This is a genomic window from Pseudomonas fluorescens (genome assembly GCF_001708445.1).
Classification (GTDB): Bacteria; Pseudomonadota; Gammaproteobacteria; order Pseudomonadales; family Pseudomonadaceae; genus Aquipseudomonas; species Aquipseudomonas gorinensis.
In genome coordinates, this window is sequence record NZ_CP015637.1 from 4,510,574 (window position 1) to 4,532,105 (window position 21,532).

The following is a 21,532-nucleotide window of genomic DNA, read 5'->3' on the forward strand; positions in this document are numbered from 1 at the left end:
TCAGATCGCGCCCGACCCTGCATCACAGTTTCGGGAAAGGGTTGGGCTCGATGGGCGCGGACTCGTAGATCACGTCAACCTGACCCTGGGCATTGAGGGTGCCGATACGCGCGCGCTTCCACAGGTGGTGGTTGTCCTTGTGGACTTTGACCTCGCCTTCAGGCGCGTCGAGGGTCAGTTCCGAGGACGCGGCGATCACGGCCGGGACGTCGAAACTGCCGGCTTTTTCCACGGCTTTCTTCCACAGGTACACGGCGGTGTACGCGGCAGCCATTGGGTCGCCGACCACGCGTTTGTCGCCATAGCGGGCCTTGAAGGCGGCGACGAATTTCTCGTTGACCGGGTTTTTCAGGCTCTGGAAGTAGCTCATGCAGGTGAGAAAACCGGTGAGGTTTTCGGCGCCGATGCCGGTGACTTCTTCTTCGGTGACGGCCAGCGCCATCAGCGTCTGGTTGCTGCTGTCGATGCCGGCGGCCTTGAGCTGTTTGTAGAACGCCACGTTTGAGCCACCGACGATGGTGGACAGCACGATGTCGGGCTTGGCGGCCTTGATTTTGTTGATCACCGAGGAGAACTCGATGTTGCCCAGGGGCAGGTAATCCTCACCGACGATGGATCCGCCCTGCTTGGTCACCGACGCCCGTGCCAGCTTATTGGTGGTGCGCGGCCAGATGTAGTCCGACCCCACGAGGTAGACGGTCTTGCCTTTGTTGGCCATCAACCAGCTGACGGCTGCCAGGGTTTGCTGCGACGCTTCGGCGCCGGTGTAGATGATGGCCGGGGATTTTTCCAGGCCTTCATAGAACGTCGGGTAATACAGCAACGCCTTGTTGCGTTCGAACACCGGCAACACCGCTTTACGCGACGCCGAGGTGAAGGCGCCGAACGTAGCGACAACGTGATCGTTTTCCAACAGCTTGCGCGCCTTCTCGGCGAAGGTCGGCCAATCGCTGGCACCGTCCTCGACGATCGGTTCGATGGTCTTGCCGAGCACGCCACCGCTGGCGTTGATTTCGTCGATGGCGAGTTTTTCCGCATCCACCACCGAGGCCTCACTGATGGCCATGGTGCCGGTCAGCGAGTGGATGATGCCGACCTTCACGGTCTCGGCTGCCTGCACCTGGCTGACCAGGGAAAACGGCAACAGGCTGAAGGCGCCCAGCAACAGGGCATGCTTGATCAAACGGCGTTTGTCGTTGTGCATTCACTTCTCTCCAGGAATAAAAAAAGCCCGACATCCCGGCTAAATCAATAGTCGGGAAATCAGGCTTCTTGTGCCGAATCTGGCGGGACAGCTGTGTCCGATCCAGTCGTACGCGAGGTGCTTCCCTACTTGCCAAGGGGGCGTAGGGCAAACAGCTGGCGCGATGTCTCTGGAGAGTTATAGCAAGGGCAGTGCCAATTGCGACCAGGGCGTTTTCCGGGCAGTTGAGGGGAGGGGGCGAGTGACTCCTGCATCTATTGCCGCGTGTCACTGGCCTGCGCTGCTTTGGCGCGAATGCATGATAAATGCACCAATACCGTGAGCATGTGGGCGGCATGGGTTGGCTCCAAGGCAAGGATTGAAACCGGCTGGCGCCAGGCGAGCAGGTTGCCCGTTGTGTGTGGCCCACTATCTGCATGAGTGACAGGCAACACCCTCGCAGGGTCCCTTGTCACACGCCCATCCTCGGCAGGTGTGGAAGGCCCCTCGCATGACTGGCCCTGACAGCGTTGTCGCGCCAGCCCCAGGCACAACCCGCCTGAGAGCAGCCGTTGCGTTTACACGGCGTCTCGTTCAATCATTTTTTTGCACAGGCCTCCAGACCCCCATCCACGAGCGGGTGTCTTTTCTCACGTTGAACAAGGTTTATAGGCATGGTTGACCAGTCGATCCGCATAGGCGGTCTGTTTTCCGATACCGGTGTCACGGCGGCTGCCGAGGGCTCGACGATGCGCGGCGCGCAGTTCGCGATTGCGCAGATCAATGCGGCCGGCGGGGTCGATGGTCGCCCGCTGCAGTTGATCACCCGCAACCCCGATTCAACGCCTGCGCTGTACGCCATGCACATCGAATCGCTGATCCGCGAAGAACACCTGCGGTTTTTCTTTGGTTGCTACACCTCGGCTGCACGCAAGGCGGCACTGCCGATTGTCGAGCGCTACGACGCCCTGTTGCTGTACCCGGTGTATTACGAAGGTTTCGAGTATTCGCGCAACATCATCTACACCGGCGCCACACCGAATCACAATGCCTTGCCGCTGGGTAATTACATGCTGGACAACTTCGGCAATCGCGTGTTGATGATCGGTTCCGAATACGTCTACCCGTACGAAACCAATCGCTTGATGAGCGACCTGTTGTACGAGCGTGGCGGCACCAAGCTGGGCGAGTATTACCTGCCGCTGAAAAATGCGCGGCCGGAAGATTTCGCCAAGCTGATGGTCAAGGCCAAGGAACTCAAGCCCTCGTTTATTTTCTCGACAGTCGTCGGTGAAACCATGGGGCATTTGTACCAGGCCTACGCCGACGCAGGCTTTGATCCGGCAGTGATGCCGATTGCCAGCCTGACGACCAGCGAAACCGACATTCAGCAAATGGGTGTTCACCTGGGCGCGGGGCATATTTCGGCGGCTACGTATTTTCAGTCGGTGGACACGCCGACCAACCGCCAATGCATTGCCCAATACCGCGAGCTGTTTGGTCAGCATCAGGTCACTGACCGTTGCTGGGAGGCGGCCTACTTCCAGGTGCATTTGCTGGCCAAGGCGATCGTTCGAGCGGGCAGCACTGAAGTGGAGGCTGTGCTGCAGGCCATGCGCGGGCTGGAATTCGAAGCGCCACAAGGACGCATTCGGATCGATGCCAACAATCACCATACGTACCTGTTTTCGCGGATCGGCCGGGCCAATGTCGAGGGTCAATTCGACATCCTTTACGAAAGCCAGCGTGCACTCAAGCCTGACCCATATGCCATTGCACCCAATTTCAATGAATGGTCCGGCTCGGTGGGGAGACGTCTATGACCGTGCGCGCCGCCAAGAAACGCCTGCGCAACGACGGTGCCGGTGGCATCAAGGACCTGCGCGACGTCAGCGTATTGGTGATGCACCCGGATGACGAGGATGGACGCAACCTGATCGAACAGTTGCAGCGCATCGGTTGTCAGGTGCGTGTGCAATGGCCGATTCCGGAGCGCTTGAGCGCTGAGGCGGACGTGATCGTGTTGGCGGTGTCGCCGGAAAGCCTGTCGACCAACACACCATGGCTGCTGCACGCCAGCACGCCGCCGATCATTCCGGTGATTGCCTATGAGAACCCGATCATTGTCGAGGCATTGGTGCAATTGAACGCTTGCTCTGTCATTCCTTCGCCCGTGAAGTCGTTCGGTTTGCTGACCGCGTTGGCGATCACGCTCAGTCAGTCACGCAAGGCCCGCGAACGGGAAAGGCACGTCAAGCGCCTGGAAGGGCGCATGGCGGTCATGCGCACCGTGCAGCAGGCGAAAATAATCCTCATCGAAACCAAGGGCATGTCGGAGACCGATGCCTACAACGCCTTGCGAGATCAAGCCATGGCCAAACGCGAACCGGTGGAAAAAATCGCCGAAGCACTGGTCAAGGCCCACGAGTTGTTCCGACAAGCCTGTTCCTGAACAGTCTTTGAGCATCAAGCTTGTGAAGGCTTGATCCTCTTCTGCGTGGACGTTTGCCATACGCCTCACTTGGCAGGTATGGATCACCGCGTGGCGACCGGCATGGACAATGGAGTCCTCCGGAGCGAGCCGTAACCTGTGCATTGGGCACGGCCGGTTCGAGTCAATGATCACCCGATATCGGGTGGTTCTTAACGTCACTTGGAGAACACCATGTCCGTAAAACGCCCCAGCAAAGCCGATTTTCTGATGGCCGCCGAAGACCACGGTTATCACCTGACAGATAGCCAGATGGAGGCCTTCCTCAATCTGGCCGACGAAACGTTGAACGCCTATGAAGCCATCGATGCGCTGTACGCCGCCAACGTCGCGCAGCAACCGCCTGAACGCGAATACAACAAAGCCGCCGAGGCAGACAACCTGCACGGCGCCTGGTACGTGAAAACCCGCATCGTTGGAGCGGCGCAAGGGCCATTGGCCGGCAGGACTGTGGTCATCAAGGACAACGTGTCGGTGGCTGGCGTCCCCATGGCTAACGGTTCATTGAGCCTGGACGGGTATATCCCGTCCGAAGACGCCACTGTGGTCAAACGCTTGCTGGCGGCCGGGGCCACGGTGGTCGGCAAGTCGGTGTGTGAAGACTTGTGTTTCTCCGGGGCCAGTTTCACCTCCGCCAGCGGCCCGGTTAAAAACCCGTGGGACCTGACGCGCAATGCAGGCGGCTCGTCCAGCGGAAGCGCGGTGCTGGTGGCGCTTGGCCAAGTAGACATGGCCATCGGCGGCGATCAGGGCGGTTCGATCCGGATGCCGTCGGCCTGGAGCGGCATCGTCGGGCACAAACCGACTTACGGCCTGGTGCCTTACACCGGGGCGTTCCCGATTGAGCGAACCATCGATCACGTGGGCCCGATGGCCAATAACGTGCGCGATGTGGCAGTGATGCTCGATGTCATTGCGGGAGCCGATGGGCTTGATTCCAGGCAAAAGAGTCCACCCGCGGTCAACTGCCTCGCGACGCTGGACCAGGGCGTTGCCGGCTTGAAGATCGGCTTGCTGCGAGAGGGGTTTGCGATCCCGGGGATGTCCGAGCCGCAGGTGGATGCGCTGGTCAAGGCGGCGGTTGCCCAGCTTGAAAGCCTGGGCGCCAGTGTCGGCGAAGCGAGTGCTCCGTGGCACACGGGCGTGGCATTGGATCTGTGGAACGTGATTGCCACTGACGGCGCGGCGTATCAGATGTTGCAGGGCAATGGTTACGGCATGAACGTCGACGGTTATTACGACCCGGACATCATGAGTTACTTCGGCGAAAAACGCCGTGAACACGCGGATGCGTTGTCCAGTAGCGTGCGAGCGGTCGCGTTGACCGGTCACTACAGCCTGAAAAACCTGCATGGCGCCTACTACGCCAAGGCGCGGATGCTGGTACCGGAGCTGACGCGCCAGTACGACGAGGCATTCAAGGATTTTGATGTATTGGTGCTGCCCACCATGCCCTTCGTAGCCACGCCGTTGACCGCCGCGGATGCGCCCGTCGAGGAGTACGTGCACAGTGCACTGGACATGCTCGCCAATACCGCGCCGTTTGACCTCACGGGGCACCCCGCGACGTCGATCCCGGCGGGGCTTGCGGACGGCTTGCCGGTAGCCATGATGATCGTTGCCCCGCGTTTCCAGGACGCCCTCGCATTACGCGTTGCCCAGGCCTACGAACACGCCCGTGGCGCATTCCCTAAACCCCCGGCGCTGTAAACCGATTGCCTGCCCTGGCGCTGGCGAATACGTTCGCTGGCGCCTGGGCTACTTTGCCTGCCAGCCCAATTGTCTGGAAATCTGCTGGGTGGCTTCCATCAGCCGATTAACGTAATCCTGCTTGAGTTCTTCGCGAAAACGAAAGCAGGGGAAGGACACGCTCATGCCCGCTATCACGTGGCCGAAACGGTCACGGATCGGTGCGGCCAGGCAGCGCATATTGTCTTCGAACTCTTCATGGTCTTCGGCATAACCCTGGGCGCGTACCACTTCCAGTTCTTGTAGATAGGCCTCGATGCTGGTCAAGGTGTTGGCGGTACGGCGCTCGAAACTTTCTTCCTGCAAATGAGCGATCAGCTCGGGCTGCTCCAGCCAGGGCCTTTAGGATGGTCAAGGGGGGCGTTGCCAGGGTGCAGACTGCCTTGGCCTCGACAAAACCTCAGCCCCCGGAAAGCTGAAACCGATAGCCCACCCCATACAACGACTCGATGGGCGTTTCCCCAGGGCATGCCTGCTCCAGCTTACGCCGCAGGTTACGGATATGGCTGTCCACCGTGCGGTCGGTGACCACACGGTGGTCGGAGTAGATGTTGTCGAGCAGTTGGTCACGGGAAAACACCCGCCCGGCGGAACGTGCAAAGGTGCTGAGCAAGCGCAGTTCCAGCGGCGTGAGGTCCAGTTCGATACCGTCGAGTGACGCACGGTATTGCGCTTCGTCGATCAGCAGGCGCGGCGGTGTGCTGGTCAGCAGTTGGGGGCCGCGACGCAGGATGGCCTTGACTCGCGCTACTACCTCGCGCGGGCTGAACGGCTTGCAGATGTAGTCGTCGGCGCCCAGGTCCAGGCCCTGCAGGCGGTCCACCTCTTCGACTCGGGCGGTGATCATGATGATCGGTACGGCGCTGAACCCGCGCAGGTCCTGGCACACTTGCATACCGTCGCGCCCGGGTAGCATCAGGTCGAGCAAGATCAGGCGCGGTGCCTGGGCGCGCACGCTCGGCACCACCTGCAAGCCGTTGTCCAGGCAGCGCGTCGGGTAGCCCGCGGCGACCAGGTAATCGCGCATCAGTGCGGCCAGCTTCGGTTCGTCTTCGACGATCAGGATCGGGCTTTCGTCGCTCATGAGTCAGGTATTCCGTGGCAGGCGCAGGGTCAGCCAAAGACCGCCGAGGGGGGAGTGAGCGGCGCTGAGGCTGCCGCCGTGGGCGAGGGCGATGCTGTGACAAATCGCCAGCCCCAGGCCGGCCCCGCCACTGGCGCGGTTGCGCGACGATTCACCGCGATAGAAACGCTCGAACAGGCGCGGCAGTTGTTCGGCTGAAACGCCTGGGCCGGAGTCTAGAACATCAATGCACACGTCGGTGCGATCCAGGCCGGCGCGGATGCGTATGAGCCCCTGCGGGTCGGTGTAGCGCACGGCGTTTTCCAACAGGTTGGAAAACAATTGCTGTAAGCGATTGGCGTCGGCCAGCAGTTCTAGGGGTTGGGATGGCAAGTCCAGTTCGATGCGCAGGTGCTGGGCGTGCAAGCGCTCCTGGAACATCGCCACACTGTTGCGCAGCAGCGGCTCCAGTGCGCAAGCGCTCTTGCGATAGGTCAGTGCGCCCACATCCGCCAGGGACAGTTCATACAGATCATCCACCAGCTTGCTGAGCATGCCGACCTCACCTTGCAAGGATTTCATCGAGCCTTGGTCCAGGGTGCGCACGCCATCCTCGATGGCCTCCAGCTCGCCGCGCAACACCGACAGCGGGGTACGCAATTCGTGGGACACATCGGCCATGAACTCACGACGCATCTGTTCATTGCGCTCCAGGGTATAGGCGAGCTGATTGAAGTCCCGGGCCAATTGGCCCACTTCGTCATTGGAGGCCACCGCCACGCGGCCGCTGTAGTCGCCGCTGGCCAGGCGATGGGTCGCTGCGGCCACCCGTTTGACCGGCTCTAACAACGTGCGGGCGATCCACCAGGCAATCAGCATCGCCAGTAGCAGCGAAAAGGCGCCCATCACCAGGCTGGTGCGTAACTGGTATTGCTGGAACCGTTCGCCGCCGGCCTCGGTCACGCTCTGGAACGGGGTCACGGCCAGCCAGCCGACGGTTTCATCGGCCACCACGATCGGGCGCAACAAGGCGTCGTTGCCGATATCCGGGTAGCCGTTCACGCGTTTTTTGTGTTTATCCAGCAATGCAATGCGAAACAGCGCGCCCGTCAGGTCCGAGGCCATGGGGGTACGCAAGTCGTTCTTCGCCGGATCTTCGCCGAGTTCGGGCCGCATAATGTCAAACCAGCGGTCCGGCTGGTTGCGCAGGAACTCCCAATTCCCCTCACGCGCATAGGCACTGGCCAGGCGTGGCAGCACGGGTGCCATGCGGTCCAGCGCCTGCTCATTGAGATACCCGAGAAAGCCGCGCCCAAAACTCCAGCTCGTCGCCAAGCCCATGCTCAGGATGACCAGCAGCACACCGGCCAGTACCGCGATAAACAGCTTGGTGGAGATACTCAACTTCATGCAGGTGGGCCGTTAAGAATGGATGGACCATTTAGGCCCTGGCGACGGAAAGATTCAACCCGGTCGGGCAATCTTCAATTTTCCTGCACATTTGCCTCGCAGGATGGCGCTGACTCAAGCCATTCCGTCTTGCAGAGGCAGCTATGTCCACGAAAATAATCGCCAAATTCCTGGTAACCGCCGCGGTTTTCCTGTCGTTGATCATTCTGGTCATGTTGGGTGGCTGCTCCGGTGGCGAGCCGGCGCCTGAAGCGGTCACCCCCAAAGTCTCGGTGATCAGCATAAAGCCCCAGAGCCAGGTGCTGACCACTGAGTTGGCGGGGCGCACCCAGGCGTTCATGGTGGCGCAGATCCGTCCGCAGGTGGGCGGCATCGTCCAGCGGCGACTGTTTGTCGAGGGCGCGGATGTCAAGGTCGGGCAGGCCCTGTACCAATTGGATGCTGCGTCCTATACCGCCGCGCTGGCGCAGTCCCAGGCGAGCCTGGCCAAGGCTCGCGCCACGCTTAAATCGGCGCAGAGCACCGCCAGGCGCGACGCGGAACTGGTGAAGATCAATGCCATCAGCCAGCAGGATAACGAGGACGCCCAGGCGACCTTGCTGACGGCTGCCGCCGATGTGCAAGTCGCTGAGGCGGAAGTCGAAACTGCCCGGATCAACCTGGCGTACACACGTATCACCTCGCCGGTCAGCGGGCGCATCGAAACGTCCACCGTGACCCCTGGTGCGCTGGTGGTGGCCAATCAGGACAGTGCATTGACCACGGTGCAGCAACTCGATCCGATCTATGTGGACGTTACCCAATCGACCACGCAATTGCTGCGGCTCAAGCGGGACCTGGCCAGCGGCGTGTTGCAGTCCAACGGTGACGGCCAGGCGCGGGTCAGCCTGAAGCTGGACGATGGCAGCACTTACAACCAGCAAGGGCGGCTCAAGGTCAGCGGCGTCAGTGTCAACGAGGGGACGGGCACCGTCACCCTGCGCGCGGAGTTCGCCAATCCAGACCACCTGCTGCTACCGGGCATGTATGTCCGCGCGGTGCTGGAGCAGGCCCGCAATGACCAGGCCATTCTGGTTCCGCAAAAAGCAGTGACCCGCAGCGCCAGCGGTGTGACCACGGCGCTACTGGTGGTCGACGGCAAGGTGGAACAACGTCAGCTGAGCATTGATCGCGCGGTGGGCAATCAATGGTGGGTCACGGCAGGCCTCAAGGCGGGTGACCAGTTGATTGTCGAAGGCGGACAAAAAGTCCGTGCCGGTGCCGCAGTCCAGGCGCAGGACGCCAGCGCGCAAGCGGCCACGCCACCCACCCCTGTGAAGGAGGGTTAAGCGTGGCGCACTTTTTTATTGATCGACCGATTTTCGCCTGGGTCATCGCCATCGTGATCATGCTCGGTGGCAGCCTCTCCATCAGCCAGTTGCCGTTGGAGCAATACCCGGACATCGCGCCACCCACGGTGAAGATTTCCGCGACCTACACCGGGGCCTCGGCCAAGACCGTGGAAGACTCGGTGACCCAGGTCATCGAACAGCAGATGAAAGGCCTGGATAACCTGACCTACATGTCGGCCACCAGCAGTTCGGCGGGCAGTGCCAGCATCAGTTTGACGTTCACCGCCGGCACCGACCCGGATGTCGCCCAAATGCAGGTACAGAACAAGCTGCAACAAGCCGAGTCGAGACTGCCGCAATCGGTACAAAGCGAAGGCCTGACCGTGACCAAGGGCGGCTCGGACTTCCTGATGATTGTCGCCCTGGCATCGGATGACCCCAGCGTGACCGGCACCCAGATCGGCGACTACATTTCCACCACCTTGCTGGACTCCATCAGCCGCATAGACGGGGTCGGCGATGTGCAGACATTGGGGGCAGGCTATGCCATGCGTATCTGGCTGGACCCGGCCCTGTTGGAAAAGTACGCGCTGATGCCTTCGGACGTCAGCAGTGCCCTGGAGGCGCAGAACACCGAAGTCTCCGCCGGGCAACTGGGGGCATTGCCGGCGATCAAGGGGCAGCAGTTGAACGCCACGATCAGTGCCCGCAGCAAACTGCAGACCGTCGAAGCGTTTCGTGATGTGGTGGTCAAGTCCAGCAGCGACGGTGCCGTGGTGTTGCTGGGCGATATCGCGACCCTGGAACTGGGCAGCGAAAGCTACGACATCAGCACCGCCCTCAACGGCAAGCCCGCGGCGGCCATGGGGGTGCAACTGGCGGCAGGCGCGAATGCGCTGAACGTCGGCAAGGCGGTCAAGGCCAAGCTCAAGGAGATGGAGCCGTTCTACCCGACTGAAATGCAGCTTAAAAACGTGATTGCCTACGACACCACGCCGTTTGTCAGTCTGTCCATCGAGGAAGTGGTCAAGGCCTTGGGCGAGGCCATCGTGCTGGTGGTGTTGATCATGTTCCTGTTCCTGCAAAACCTGCGCGCGACGCTGATCCCGGCGATTACCGTGCCGGTGGTGTTGCTGGGCACGTTCGGCGTGTTGGCGATGTTTGGCTATTCGATCAACACCTTGACGATGTTTGCCATGGTCCTGGCGATTGGCTTGCTGGTGGACGACGCCATTGTGGTGGTCGAAAACGTAGAGCGGCTGATGGGGGAGGGGCTATCGCCTGTGGCGGCCACGCGTCAATCGATGCGCGAAATCAGCGGCGCACTGGTCGGCATCACGCTGGTGCTGAGCGCGGTGTTTATCCCCATGGCGTTTTTCGGCGGTTCCACCGGGATTATCTATCGGCAGTTTTCGGTGACCATTGTCTCGGCCATGGTCCTCTCGGTGTTGGTGGCGATGACGCTGACCCCCGCGCTGTGCGCTTCGTTGCTCAAAACCCACGATGGCCAGGGGCATGCGGCCCAGCGCGGGTTCTTCGGCGGGTTCAACCGCACCTTTGAACGTGCCAGCGCCGCTTACGAGCGTTGGGTGGGTGTGGTGTTGCGGCGTTGGGTGCGCAGCCTGCTGCTCTATGGCGGGGTGCTGGTGGTCATGGCGGTGGGCTACATGAGCCTGGCCACGTCGTTTCTGCCGGACGAAGACCAAGGGATCCTCCTGGCACAGATCCAGTTGCCGGTCGGCGCGACGGACAGCCGCACCCAGGCGGTGATCAAGCAGTTCGAGGACTACATCCTCAAACAGCCCGAAGTCGAAGCGATGATCAGCATCAGCGGGCTGGGCATGGGGGGGAACAGCCAGAACACCGCGCGCGCGTTTATCCGCCTCAAGGACTGGGACGAACGCGGTGGGCCCGGCCAGGGTGCGGCGGCCATTGCCCAACGGGCGACCCTGGCACTGGCCAGCATCGGGGATGCCGACGCGTTCGTCATGCAACCGCCGACCGTACGCGGCCTGGGCCAAAGCTCGGGGTTCGACCTGCAACTCAAGGACCTCGCTGGCCTGGGCCACGATGCACTGGTGGCGGCCCGCGAACAGTTTCTTGAGCTGGCCAGAAAGGATCCACGTTTGCTCGGGGTTCGCAGCAACGGCCTGGACGATGCGCCGCAGCTCAAGGTCAGCATCGACGACCGCAAGGCCGGGGCCCTGAGCCTGAGTACCAGCGACATCAACACCACCTTGTCGACGGCGTTGGGCGGTACTTATGTGAATGACTTTCTCAACCAGGGCCGGGTGAAAAAAGTCTACGTGCAGGGCCAGGCATCCGCGCGCATGCAGGCCGCGGACCTTGATCATTGGTTCGTGCGCAACAGCAACAATGAAATGGTGCCGTTCTCATCGTTTGCCAGCAGCACCTGGAGTTACGGCTCACCCTTGCTGGAACGCTACAACGGTAACGCCTCCCTGGAAATCGTCGGTGACCCCGCGCCAGGGGTGAGCTCCGGCGACGCGATGGACGCGGTGGAAGCCATTGTCCGGCAATTGCCCCAGGGCATCGGCTACGAATGGACCGGGCAGTCCTATCAGTTGCGGCTATCCGGCTCCCAGGCCCCGCTGCTCTATGCCCTCTCCGTATTGTTTGTGTTCCTGTGCCTGGCCGCACTCTACGAGAGTTGGTCGGTGCCGTTCTCGGTGATTCTGGTGGTGCCCCTGGGGGTGATTGGCGCAGTGTTGGCGACCCGCGTCGCGGGGTTGAGCAACGACGTGTATTTTCAGGTGGGGCTGTTGACCACCGTGGGCCTGGCGGCGAAAAACGCGATCCTGATCGTTGAGTTCGCCAAGCACCTGCAAGAGCAGGGCAACAGCCTGATCGACGCGACGCTGATCGCGGTGCGCCAGCGCCTGCGGCCGATCCTGATGACGTCCCTGGCCTTCATGTTCGGCGTGTTGCCGCTGGCCTTGAGTACCGGCGCAGGTTCCGCCGGACGTCAGGCCATCGGTACCGGCGTACTGGGCGGGATGTTCAGCGCCACGGTGCTGGGGATTTTCTTTGTACCGCTGTTTTTTGTGCTGATCCGCCGCCGTTTCGGCCGCGAGCGCAGTGCTCGTCAATCTGCCCCGACAGGTGATGCATGATCAAGTCACATTGGCCTTTGCTGGCCGCCATGGTCCTGGGCGGCTGCGTCAACCTGGCGCCCCAGTATGAGCGGCCTGAAGCGCCCGTCTCCGGGCAATGGCTGCCGGCGGCCAGCCTGCCGAAAGGGCAGGTGGGCGCCGACGTCAAATGGCAGCAGTTCTTCACCGACAGCCGCCTGGCGCAGTTGCAGGCGTTGGCGCTGGCCAATAACCGCGACTTGCGCCTGGCCAACCTGAACGTGGAGAAGGCCCAGGCGCAGTACCGCATCAAGCGCGCGGACCTGTTTCCCACCCTTGACGCGAGCGTCAGCGGCACCCATAGCCGTACGCCGGGGTCGTTGTCCAATACCGGCACGGCGGCCACCACCCACGATTACAGCGCGCAATTGGGGCTGAGCAGCTATGAACTGGACGTGTTTGGCCGGGTACGCAACCTTCGGGACGAGGCCCTGGAAGACTACCTGGCGCTGACGGAAACCCGGCGCAGCACGCAAATCAGCCTGGTGGCCGAAGTGGCCACCGCCTGGCTGACCCTGGCGGCCGACAACGAACGGCTGCTGCTGGCCCAGGAAACCCTGACCAGCCAGTTGGCCACCTACGACCTGACCCAGCGCAGCTATGCCCTGGGCGGCTCCTCCGCGCTGTCCGTGGCCCAAGCCCAGACCACGGTCGAGTCGGCGCGGGGCGATGTGGCGTCCTACGAGAGCCAGATTCTGCAGGACCGCAATGCCTTGCGCCTGTTGGTCGGCAGTGACGTGCCCGAGGCCCTGTTGCCGGGCACGCACCTGGAGTCAGCGGCCGTGCTGGTGCAGATACCCGCGGGCCTGCCTTCCAGCCTGCTGCAACAACGCCCGGATGTGCTGTCGGCCGAACACACCCTCAAGTCCGCCAATATCGATATCGGCGCGGCGCGCGCGGCGTTTTACCCCAGCATCAGCCTGACCACCAATGCCGGCTCCTCCAGCGCGGCGTTGGCCGGCCTGTTCAAATCCGGCAGCGGTGCCTGGACCTTTGCCCCGAGCATCAGCGTGCCGATTTTTGACGCGGGCAGTAACCGCGCGACCCTGGACTCGGCCAAGGTCGAACGTGATATCCAGGTGCAGACCTACCAGCAAACCCTGCAGACCGCGTTCCGTGAAGTGGCCGACGCGCTGGCGGTGCGCAGCACCCTGGATCGCCGGATCGCCGCGCAACAGGCGCTGACCGACGCCAGCCGCAAAAGCTTCGAACTCTCCGATGCCCTCTATCGTGGCGGGTTGAAAAGCTACCTCGAAGCCCTGGATGCGCAACGCTCCCTCTACAGCGCACAGCAAGACCTGATCACCCTGCGCCTGACCGAGCAGAGCAACCGCATCACGCTCTACAAAGTGTTAGGCGGCGGCTGGAACTGAAGGCCCAGGCGAAAAGACTCTGCCGCATACACACACATAACCGCAGCGATGGAACGGCTTGCGTGGATCAAATCGGGTGACTTCATTCATTGGGGAATAAACATGCGTGCCTTTCGTTTCACCTTAAGCCGTCGCGCCCAGGCACTGGCCTGCGCCTGTTTCATCACGCTGTCACCGCTGTGCCGTGCGGATTCCGACGAGGACCCATGGGAGGGGTTCAACCGATCGATCTTTGCATTCAATGACACGTTGGATACGTATGCACTCAAACCGCTCGCCCAAGGCTATCAATTCATCACCCCCCGTAGGGTCCAGGACGGTATTCATAACGTCTTCAACAATCTGGGGGAGGTGAAAAACCTGGCTAACAATGTACTTCAAGCCAAATTTCACAGTGCCGGCGTAGATACCAGTCGCTTTTTGCTCAACAGCACGCTGGGCCTGGTGGGGATGATCGACGTCGCGACGCCGATGGGGCTGCAACGCAGTGACCAAGACTTTGGCCAAACCCTGGGGCACTGGGGCGTCAACAGCGGCCCTTACCTGGTACTGCCATTCCTGGGGCCAAGCACGCTTCGCGATGCACCCGCGATCCTGCCCGATGCCTACGCCAACCCGGTCCGTTACATCGGCGACGTTCCGACGCGCAATAGCCTGTACGGCGTGAGCATGATCGACGGGCGTGCCCAATACCTGAAATCTGAAAAGCTCATCACTGGCGATAAATACAACTTTATCCGCAGTGTTTATCTGCAAAACCGAGCGTTCAAGATCCAGGGCGCAAACGTCAAGGATGACTTTTGAGCCGTGTGACGACCTACACGAGGTGACCTGCATGCGTTGCCAGGCCCGTCCACCCTGACCTCGGTGTGGATGGGCGGTGCCTGGGGTTACGCCGCGGTGGAGTTGGCGCGGGCGTCGCTGGCGGTCTCACGAAACAGCCGGGGCGACATGCCGAATGTCGACTTGAAGTGCCGGCTGAAGTGCGAGCTGCTGCCATAACCCCAGGCGTAGGCTATTTCGGTGAGGGAGCGATGGGCCTGGTCGTGGTTGCGCAGGTCTTCGGCGCAGCGGGACAACCGACGCTGCCAGATGTACTCGCTGACGCTGCACCCCAGTTCGTCCTGGAATGCCCGATGCAAACTGCGCACCGAACACTGCTCGGCGTTGGCGATGCGTTCGATGCTCAGGTCGCGGTCGGCCAGGTGGCGCTCAATGTAGGCCTTGAGGCGGTTCTGCTTGAAGAAGCGGAAGTCATGGTCGAGCTGCTTTTCATCTTGCTTGTTCTTCAGCGCATTGTTCAGCAGCCCGGCGATACTGTCGCCGATCAGCCCCGCCGACTGGCTGTTGAGCAAGGGGTATTGGTGGTAGGCGTCGCTGATCAAGTGCATCAGCATGCGCCCCAGCCCGTTGCGGCCGCTCAAGTGCATGTCGCCGGTCTGGGTCAGTTGCCCGGCAGCCCCCTGGAACAGCAGGATAAAGTGCTCGCAGCCCTGGGTACTGGTGACGCTGAAGGGTTTGCCGCAGTCGACCAGGAGCATCTCGTCCGGCGCGACGGCGCTGCTTTTCTGGCCTTGCTCGAAGTGACTGACACCGGCGATTTGCAATATCAGCATACGCGGGGTGTCGAGCACATCGAGCGCCTGGCTCAGGTGACGTGAATAGCGATGGGCACTGGCGGTCATGCGGCAGAAACGCAACTGGCCCAGGTCGCCGTATTCCAGTCGCCCCTGGAAATTACCGTTGTGCAGCGGGTCGATGTGGGTGGATTCCAGGCGCTTTATATACTCCGGCGTGCGGCCCAGATGATCGCTCATGAATTCTTTCCACTTCATCAGCCGATCGGAGCGCATGACCTGTTCGGTGGACACACAGGCTAGATTACTCATTGGTTTCGCCTTTTGTTTTTTGTTTTGGGCAGACGGGGCAGGGCTGGACCCTGCCCGATCCTCGCAGACGATCAGAACGGGTAGTGATGGCTCCCGGCTTGCCAGGTCACCCAATGGGCCCGGGTGAATTCATCCAAGGCATAGTGACCATTGAAGCGGCCAAGGCCGGAGTTCTTTTCGCCGCCGAACGGCGCATTGGGCTGATCATCGACCGTGATGTCGTTGATATGGGTCATGCCCGCCACGATGCCACGGGCAAAGCTCAGGCCGCGCGCCATGTCGCGGGTAAACACCGCACTGGACAGACCGTACTCGCTGGCGTTGGCCAACTCCAGGGCATGGGCCTGGTTTTGCGCGATCATCAACGGCAGCAGCGGCCCGAAGGTTTCATCGCGAGCCAGGGCCTGGTCGGGGCCCACTTCGCCAAAGACATGGGCCGGCAGCACCAGCCCGCGCGCCTGGCCGCCACACAACTGCTTGAGACCGGCGCGCTCGGCGGCGGCGATCTTCCCCAGCAGACCGTCGAGCTGACTTTGGTTGACCACCGGCCCGATCACCGTATCGGCCTGGGCCGGGTCACCGGTCTTGAGATTGCGCACGCGCTCGACCACCAGCGCTGCGAAATCGGCATACAGCGAGCGATCCACAATGACCCGGTTGACGCTCATGCAAATCTGGCCCTGATGCAGGAAGCGCCCGACCACGGCGGCATGCGCCGCTATCTCGATGTCCGCATCCTCCAGCACCACCAGCGGCGCGTTGCCGCCCAGCTCCAGCGCCACCCGCTTGATGTGCTTGCCACCGGTGGCGATGCGTCCGACATTGCGTCCCACATCGGTGGAACCGGTGAAAGAGATCAGGCTCGGTATCGGGTGTTCGACGAAGGCATCGCCAATCTCCGAACCCGCGCCGACCACCACATTCAACGAACCGGCCGGGAACCCGGCTTCTTCGAACAGGTGGGCAATCAGCAGGCCGCCGGTCACTGCCGTGTCGCTGGCCGGCTTGAGTACCACGGTATTGCCCAGCGCAAGTGCCGGCACCACGGAACGCATGCTCAGGTACAGCGGGAAGTTCCACGGGCTGATCACACCGACCACCCCCAGTGGTTCGCGAAACACGAAGCTCTGCTCACCAGGCTTGTAGCTGGTCAGGATCCGTCCCTCAACCTGCATCGGCAGGGTGGTGCACTCGCGAACCAGGTTGAGGGTGAACTGCCACTCCATGCCCGCCTTGATGCGGGTACTGCCGGACTCACGGATCAGCCAGTCGATGATTTCTTCGCGGCGGTTCTGGATGACCTGGGCGAGTTTTTCCAGCTGTGCGCCGCGCTCGGTCGGGTGCAGCGCGGCCCAGTCGGTCTGCGCGCGCTGGGCGGCCTGGTAGGCGTCATCCAGGTCGGCCACCGAGGCCAGGGGCATTTCCAGCAAGGGTTCGCCGTTGAAGGGGTTGCGGTCGTCCAGGCGTCGTGTCGAACCACCGGCGCGCCAGGTGCCGTTGATGTATTGGTCGCCGTTGATGGCGTAGGCCGCGAGTATTGGAGTTGTCATTGTCTTACCTTTGAGGCAGGTAGCCGCGTCGATTGAGGGTGGGTGAGGGCAGACCCTTTAGGTTGTGCGTATTCAGCTTCGGATCCAGGCGCGTCCCCAGGAGTTGAGGGTGTATTCCTCCTGCGGCCAGACGCCAGGCGGGCGCGTGGGCTCGGTGATCTCCAGCTCGGCCGAGAACTCCAGGCGGTTGCGATCGGCATCGACCACCATGAAGAACAGGTTGTTGCCTGGGCCATGTCGTCCCGGGCCGAAGAACAAGGTGATGCGTTCCTTGGCGAAGCGGTCGCCCCAGTCGCGAATGTCGTTCCATTCGTTGGTTTCGTAACAGTGGTGATCCCACTCGTTTTTCGATCCGCGGAAGAACGCCAGCGAATGGTGCTCATCGTCCGAACGCAGGAAGCAGGTGGTGAGCTGGCCGCTCTGGTCGTCGACGACGTTGTCCGAGACGGTGAAGCCCACCGTGTTGACGTAGAAGTCGATCATCGCTTCCAGCTCCGTGGTCTGGAACACCACGTGCTGCAGGCGGCCCGGCATGCCCTTGCGGTCGAGCGTGGACGCGCCGCGAGACACCCCAAATACGGTTTGTCGACCCTGGGGGTCACGGATTTGAAAGGCGCCCGCTTCCAGCAACGGCGAGTCGAGCGCCTCGACGTTACAACCGTTGCCGACCAGGCGCGTGCGCAGCTCGTTCAAGTGTACTTGGCTGCCCAGGTCGTACGCCGCCGCGAGCAGGCCGCTATGGTCGGCGGGCGAGATCAGCATGGCCCGTTGAGGCCCCTGGAGCAGCCAGCTGCCGTCGGCTTGCGCCAGGCTGTCCATGTCCAGCAGGCGCCGATAGAAATCGACTTGCTGCTGGGGCGCTTTGCTCGCCAGGTGCAGGTAACACAGGCGTGCGGGAGTGGAAGTCTGCAAGGTTTGCATAAACACCTCTGGGGCTGAAGGTTCAGGGGTAGACGGGCGCCATCGCCGGCTGATCCACGCGATGGTTCGTCAGGGTGATGCCGAACAACGACTGCAATGCGCCAGCGGCCTGGTCTTGTGTGGCCAGGTCGAAGATGGCGGCCACATAGCGATCCGGGCGCAGCAGCACAAACGTGTGGCTGTCGCCGAGCAGGTCCTTGAGCGCATCCTCGCGGTCGTGCAGCACGGTGCAGCCGGGCAGTGATGGCAGGGCCTGCACGTGCGCGGGCAGGATCAGGATGCGCTTGGCTTCCAGGTGGTCCCAAAGGCCGTGGCGCAGTTCATCCAGGCGCTGGAGAGCGGGGTCGCCATATTGGATCAGGGCAAAACCGGCACCGATGGTCGTGTCCAGCAGTTGTGTGTGGCCTTGGGCATCGGTCAGCAATGGCTGAGGAAACATTTGCCCGCAGGCCAGCTTCCCGGCCTTGCCTTCGGGCAATACCAGGCCTTTGGTAAAACGTGGTTTGGGCTTGAAGCGCATTTGCAGGAAATAATCGCGCAGCGGCGGCACCAGGCCGATTAACGCGAAGGCCGCGCTGATCAGGCGAGCCCGCAGCACGGTGGCCGGCGCCATGACCACGCCAAGGTTCAGGGCCAGCTTGATCAAGGCCCAGGCATGGTCGCGCCGCTCGCTTTCGTAGGACAGCAGGGCGGTTGCGGCCATTTGGCCCTTGAGCACAGCGATCAGCTTCCAGCCCAGATTGTGCGCGTCGCGAACGCCGCTGTTCATCCCTTGCCCGGCGTAGGGCGGGGTCAAGTGCGCGGCATCGCCGGCAAGAAATACGCGGCCGACCTGCCAACGCTCGGCGACGCGGGCATGAAAGGTGTAGACCGTCTTGCGCACGATAGACACCGGGGCATCGCCCTTGAACGGACGAAGCAGCGTGTGCAGGCATTCGGGGCTGAGCACCTGCGCATCGGTTTCGCCCGACTTGAGCTGGAACTCAAAGCGCCGAGTATGGTGCGGGCCGGGCACTTCCACCACCGGGCGCCGGGCATCGCAATACACGCGGGTCTGCCAGAAGGGGTCGTCGTCCTGGTCGGTGTCGACCACCAGCCAGCGTGAGGAAAAACTCGACCCTACCATCTCGATCCCCAGTTGCTTGCGCACCGGGCTGCGACCGCCGTCGCAGGCGATCAGGTAGCTGGCCTTGACGTCGAGCAGTTGGCCATCGGCATCCTTGATCAACGCGCGCACGCCGTGCTGGTCTTGAGTGAACTCGAGCAGTTCGTGATTGAAGCGCGCTGTCAGGTTGGCAAAACGTTCAAGGCCGACCTTCAGCGTGCTTTCGAACAGCGGCTGGCGAAACGCATTACGCTTGGGGAACCCATATAACCTGCCGGTGGGCTCGACCTTGCCAAAGCAACGGCCGCCTGCGCGGGTGAAGTAATGCACACCGTAGCCGGGCACGACGTCGCGTAACACGGCGTCATCCAGCCCGATCGCCTGCATGGTGCGCAAGGATTCATCATCGATCGAAACGGCGCGGGGTTCGGTCACGGTGCCGGGTTTGCGGTCGATGATCAGGGTGTCCACATTGGCCTGGCCGAGCAGGTTGGCCAGGGTCAGCCCGGTGGGGCCGGCGCCGACGATCAGGACTTGAGTGCTGAAGCTGTTGAGGGTTGTCATTGTTATTCCCTTCCAAAGGTTTCAGTCCGGCTGCGGCGGGCGATGGGTCAGCGCCGCCATGCGTTGCGACAGCGTCTGCGCGAGGGCCAGCATCTGTGCCCCTTGTTGCGCTTCCTGGGCGTTGTCGCGCTGCTGGATCGGGCGCACGCAACTGATGCTGCCGACCACCTTGCCGTCGCTGTCGAAGATCGGCGCCGCCAGGCCGTAGACGCCGGGATCGATTTCCGCCGCGCTGGCGACATAGCCCTGGCGGCGCAGTTGCTGCAGCGAGCGGCGGAACTGTTCCCAGGTCTGGCCCAGGTGGCTGGCGCGCACTTCATCAGGGTTTTCCAGGAACAGTTGGTTGTGCTGGCGCGAGGTCATGTTGGCGAGGATCGCCTTCGACGTTGCGCCGAGAAACAGCGGCCTGGGTGAGCCCCTGGAGTAGCTGACCTCACTGAACAACTCGCCATGCTGGTGGATACACACCACCTGGTCCTTGAACAGCCGGCAGATCAGCCAGACCTGTTGTTCGCTCCAGCGTGGCAGGTCGTGTTCCAGCGACTGTGCGGCGCGCACCAGGGGGTCGCTCAGGCGCAGTTGGCGGTCCCAGGTGATAATCCGCGCGCCGAGTGCGTAGCGTCCGGCTTCGACCTGAAACAACAGGCTCGCCTCGGCCAGTTCGCGCACATAGCGATAGATGGTCGAGCGCGTATAGCCCAGTGCGGCGCCCATTTCGTCGACCGCCCAGATCGGGCTGGCTTCGGTGAATAAATCCAGCACCCGCAGCATGCGTTCAAGGCTCGAACCTTTGCTATCGACGTCCTGTTCGGACAGCTGTTCTGTTTCAGACAATGGCTGCATGGCTTACTGCTCGTCGGCGATGTTGTTGCGCAGAATGCCGATGCCGGCTATCTCGACTTCGACGGTATCGCCGGGCTTCATCCAGACAGCTGGTTCGCGGAAGGCGCCGACGCCGCCGGTGGTGCCGCTGACAATCACATCGCCGGGCGCCAGTTCGGTGAAGGTGGAGCAGTACTCGATCAACTGGCGCACACTGAAAATCATGTCGCTGGTGCAGGTGTGTTGCATCACTTCGCCGTTCAGGCGCGTGGTCAATTCCAGGTCCTGCGGGTCGCCGATCTCATCGCGCGTTACCAGCCAGGGACCGAAGCCGCCGGTGTTGGGGAAATTCTTACCCGGCACGAACTGAATGGTGTGCTTCTGCCAGTCGCGGACGCTGCCATCGTTGTAGCAGGCATAACCGGCCACATAGTCCAATGCATCCGCTGCCTTGACGTGCCGCGCGGTTTTGCCGATGACCACCGCGAGCTCGCCTTCGAAGTCCAGTTTGTGCGAAGCCTTCGGACGAATGATCGGTTGCAGGTGCGCCACCTGGCTGTCGGCGAAGCGCGTGAAAATCATCGGGTAGGTTGGCATGTCACGCCCGGTTTCACGCACGTGGGTGGCGTAGTTGATGCCGATGCACAGCACTTTGCCGGGGTTTGCGATCACTGGCAGGAACGTCACGTCCGCGATTGCGACGCGGGGCAATGACGCCAGCACGGCTGGGGTCAGTTCCCCGAGGCGATGGGCGGTGATGGCTTGCTTGAGGTCCGTGCCAACGGTGGGCTTGACCGATTCCAGGTCAATCAACTGGTCACCGTCGACCACACCGTAGGTCGTACGGCCGTGAACAATGAAGCTTGCGAGTTTCATGAAGTGTCCTCTCGTAAAGGGCAGCGGGAGATGGCGGCAATGGGGTCAATCTA

17 protein-coding genes are annotated in these 21,532 nt (G+C 62.0%); 7 read left to right on the forward strand and 10 right to left on the reverse strand.

Annotation, left to right across the window (positions count from 1 at the left end; all coding sequences use genetic code 11):
• Positions 1-22 precede the first annotated feature (22 nt).
• The gene (gene urtA, locus A7317_RS20000) at positions 23-1,204 is read right to left on the reverse strand and encodes an urea ABC transporter substrate-binding protein (RefSeq protein WP_065926081.1); all 1,182 of its coding nucleotides are present in this window, start codon (positions 1,202-1,204) and stop codon (positions 23-25) included.
• Between the two features lie 653 nt (positions 1,205-1,857).
• Here urtA and A7317_RS20005 point away from each other — a divergent pair.
• The 3 genes from A7317_RS20005 to A7317_RS20015 all read left to right on the forward strand — a co-directional run bounded on the left by A7317_RS20005 (position 1,858) and on the right by A7317_RS20015 (position 5,384).
• Positions 1,858-3,006 carry a transporter substrate-binding domain-containing protein gene (locus A7317_RS20005; RefSeq protein ID WP_069076679.1) on the forward strand — a complete coding sequence of 383 codons (1,149 nt, stop codon included), beginning with the start codon at positions 1,858-1,860 and terminating at the stop codon, positions 3,004-3,006.
• Positions 3,003-3,635: an ANTAR domain-containing response regulator gene (locus tag A7317_RS20010; protein WP_069076680.1), complete on the forward strand. Its 633-nt coding sequence runs from the start codon at positions 3,003-3,005 to the stop codon at positions 3,633-3,635. Before A7317_RS20005 ends, A7317_RS20010 begins: the two co-directional genes overlap by 4 nt.
• 213 nt (positions 3,636-3,848) lie before the next feature.
• Complete coding sequence (locus A7317_RS20015) at positions 3,849-5,384, forward strand: amidase (protein WP_069076681.1); 1,536 nt, start codon at positions 3,849-3,851, stop codon at positions 5,382-5,384.
• A 48-nt stretch (positions 5,385-5,432) separates the two neighbouring features.
• On the opposite strand, the gene A7317_RS20020 is transcribed toward A7317_RS20015, so the two are convergent.
• The 3 genes from A7317_RS20020 to baeS all read right to left on the reverse strand — a co-directional run bounded on the left by A7317_RS20020 (position 5,433) and on the right by baeS (position 7,896).
• Positions 5,433-5,756 carry an IclR family transcriptional regulator domain-containing protein gene (locus A7317_RS20020; RefSeq protein WP_227496887.1) on the reverse strand — a complete coding sequence of 108 codons (324 nt, stop codon included), beginning with the start codon at positions 5,754-5,756 and terminating at the stop codon, positions 5,433-5,435.
• A gap of 67 nt (positions 5,757-5,823) precedes the next feature.
• Positions 5,824-6,507 carry a response regulator gene (locus A7317_RS20025; RefSeq protein ID WP_024076450.1) on the reverse strand — a complete coding sequence of 228 codons (684 nt, stop codon included), beginning with the start codon at positions 6,505-6,507 and terminating at the stop codon, positions 5,824-5,826.
• Positions 6,508-6,510: 3 nt separating this feature from the next.
• A complete protein-coding gene (gene baeS / locus A7317_RS20030; protein ID WP_069076683.1) occupies positions 6,511-7,896 on the reverse strand; it encodes a sensor histidine kinase efflux regulator BaeS in 1,386 nt (461 codons plus the stop codon).
• Between the two features lie 143 nt (positions 7,897-8,039).
• Here baeS and A7317_RS20035 point away from each other — a divergent pair, with 143 nt between their 5' ends.
• The 4 genes from A7317_RS20035 to A7317_RS20050 all read left to right on the forward strand — a co-directional run bounded on the left by A7317_RS20035 (position 8,040) and on the right by A7317_RS20050 (position 14,556).
• A complete protein-coding gene (locus A7317_RS20035; RefSeq protein WP_024076448.1) occupies positions 8,040-9,224 on the forward strand; it encodes an efflux RND transporter periplasmic adaptor subunit in 1,185 nt (394 codons plus the stop codon).
• 2 nt (positions 9,225-9,226) lie between these two features.
• Positions 9,227-12,361, forward strand: a complete 3,135-nt coding sequence (locus A7317_RS20040) for an efflux RND transporter permease subunit (protein ID WP_024076447.1) — start codon at positions 9,227-9,229, stop codon at positions 12,359-12,361.
• Positions 12,358-13,752 (forward strand): efflux transporter outer membrane subunit, encoded by a 1,395-nt coding sequence (locus A7317_RS20045; protein ID WP_069076684.1) that lies wholly within the window; start codon positions 12,358-12,360, stop codon positions 13,750-13,752. The genes A7317_RS20040 and A7317_RS20045 overlap by 4 nt, the downstream gene beginning before the upstream one ends.
• A 102-nt stretch (positions 13,753-13,854) precedes the next feature.
• The gene (locus A7317_RS20050) at positions 13,855-14,556 is read left to right on the forward strand and encodes a VacJ family lipoprotein (protein ID WP_024076445.1); all 702 of its coding nucleotides are present in this window, start codon (positions 13,855-13,857) and stop codon (positions 14,554-14,556) included.
• Between the two features lie 86 nt (positions 14,557-14,642).
• Here A7317_RS20050 and A7317_RS20055 read toward each other — a convergent pair whose 3' ends face one another.
• The 6 genes from A7317_RS20055 to A7317_RS20080 form a co-directional block, all read right to left on the reverse strand.
• On the reverse strand, positions 14,643-15,641 hold the full coding sequence (locus tag A7317_RS20055) for a helix-turn-helix domain-containing protein (RefSeq protein ID WP_069076685.1): 999 nt from the start codon (positions 15,639-15,641) through the stop codon (positions 14,643-14,645).
• Positions 15,642-15,712: 71 nt separating this feature from the next.
• Positions 15,713-17,191, reverse strand: coding sequence for an aldehyde dehydrogenase family protein (locus A7317_RS20060; protein ID WP_069076686.1), 1,479 nt, complete (start codon positions 17,189-17,191; stop codon positions 15,713-15,715).
• Between the two features lie 72 nt (positions 17,192-17,263).
• Complete coding sequence (locus A7317_RS20065; protein ID WP_069076687.1) at positions 17,264-18,112, reverse strand: VOC family protein; 849 nt, start codon at positions 18,110-18,112, stop codon at positions 17,264-17,266.
• Between the two features lie 22 nt (positions 18,113-18,134).
• Positions 18,135-19,781 (reverse strand): bifunctional 3-(3-hydroxy-phenyl)propionate/3-hydroxycinnamic acid hydroxylase, encoded by a 1,647-nt coding sequence (locus A7317_RS20070; protein WP_069076688.1) that lies wholly within the window; start codon positions 19,779-19,781, stop codon positions 18,135-18,137.
• A 21-nt stretch (positions 19,782-19,802) separates the two neighbouring features.
• Positions 19,803-20,624 (reverse strand): IclR family transcriptional regulator, encoded by an 822-nt coding sequence (locus A7317_RS20075; RefSeq protein ID WP_024076440.1) that lies wholly within the window; start codon positions 20,622-20,624, stop codon positions 19,803-19,805.
• A gap of 3 nt (positions 20,625-20,627) precedes the next feature.
• Positions 20,628-21,479 carry a fumarylacetoacetate hydrolase family protein gene (locus tag A7317_RS20080; protein ID WP_024076439.1) on the reverse strand — a complete coding sequence of 284 codons (852 nt, stop codon included), beginning with the start codon at positions 21,477-21,479 and terminating at the stop codon, positions 20,628-20,630.
• Between the last annotated feature and the right edge of the window lie 53 nt (positions 21,480-21,532).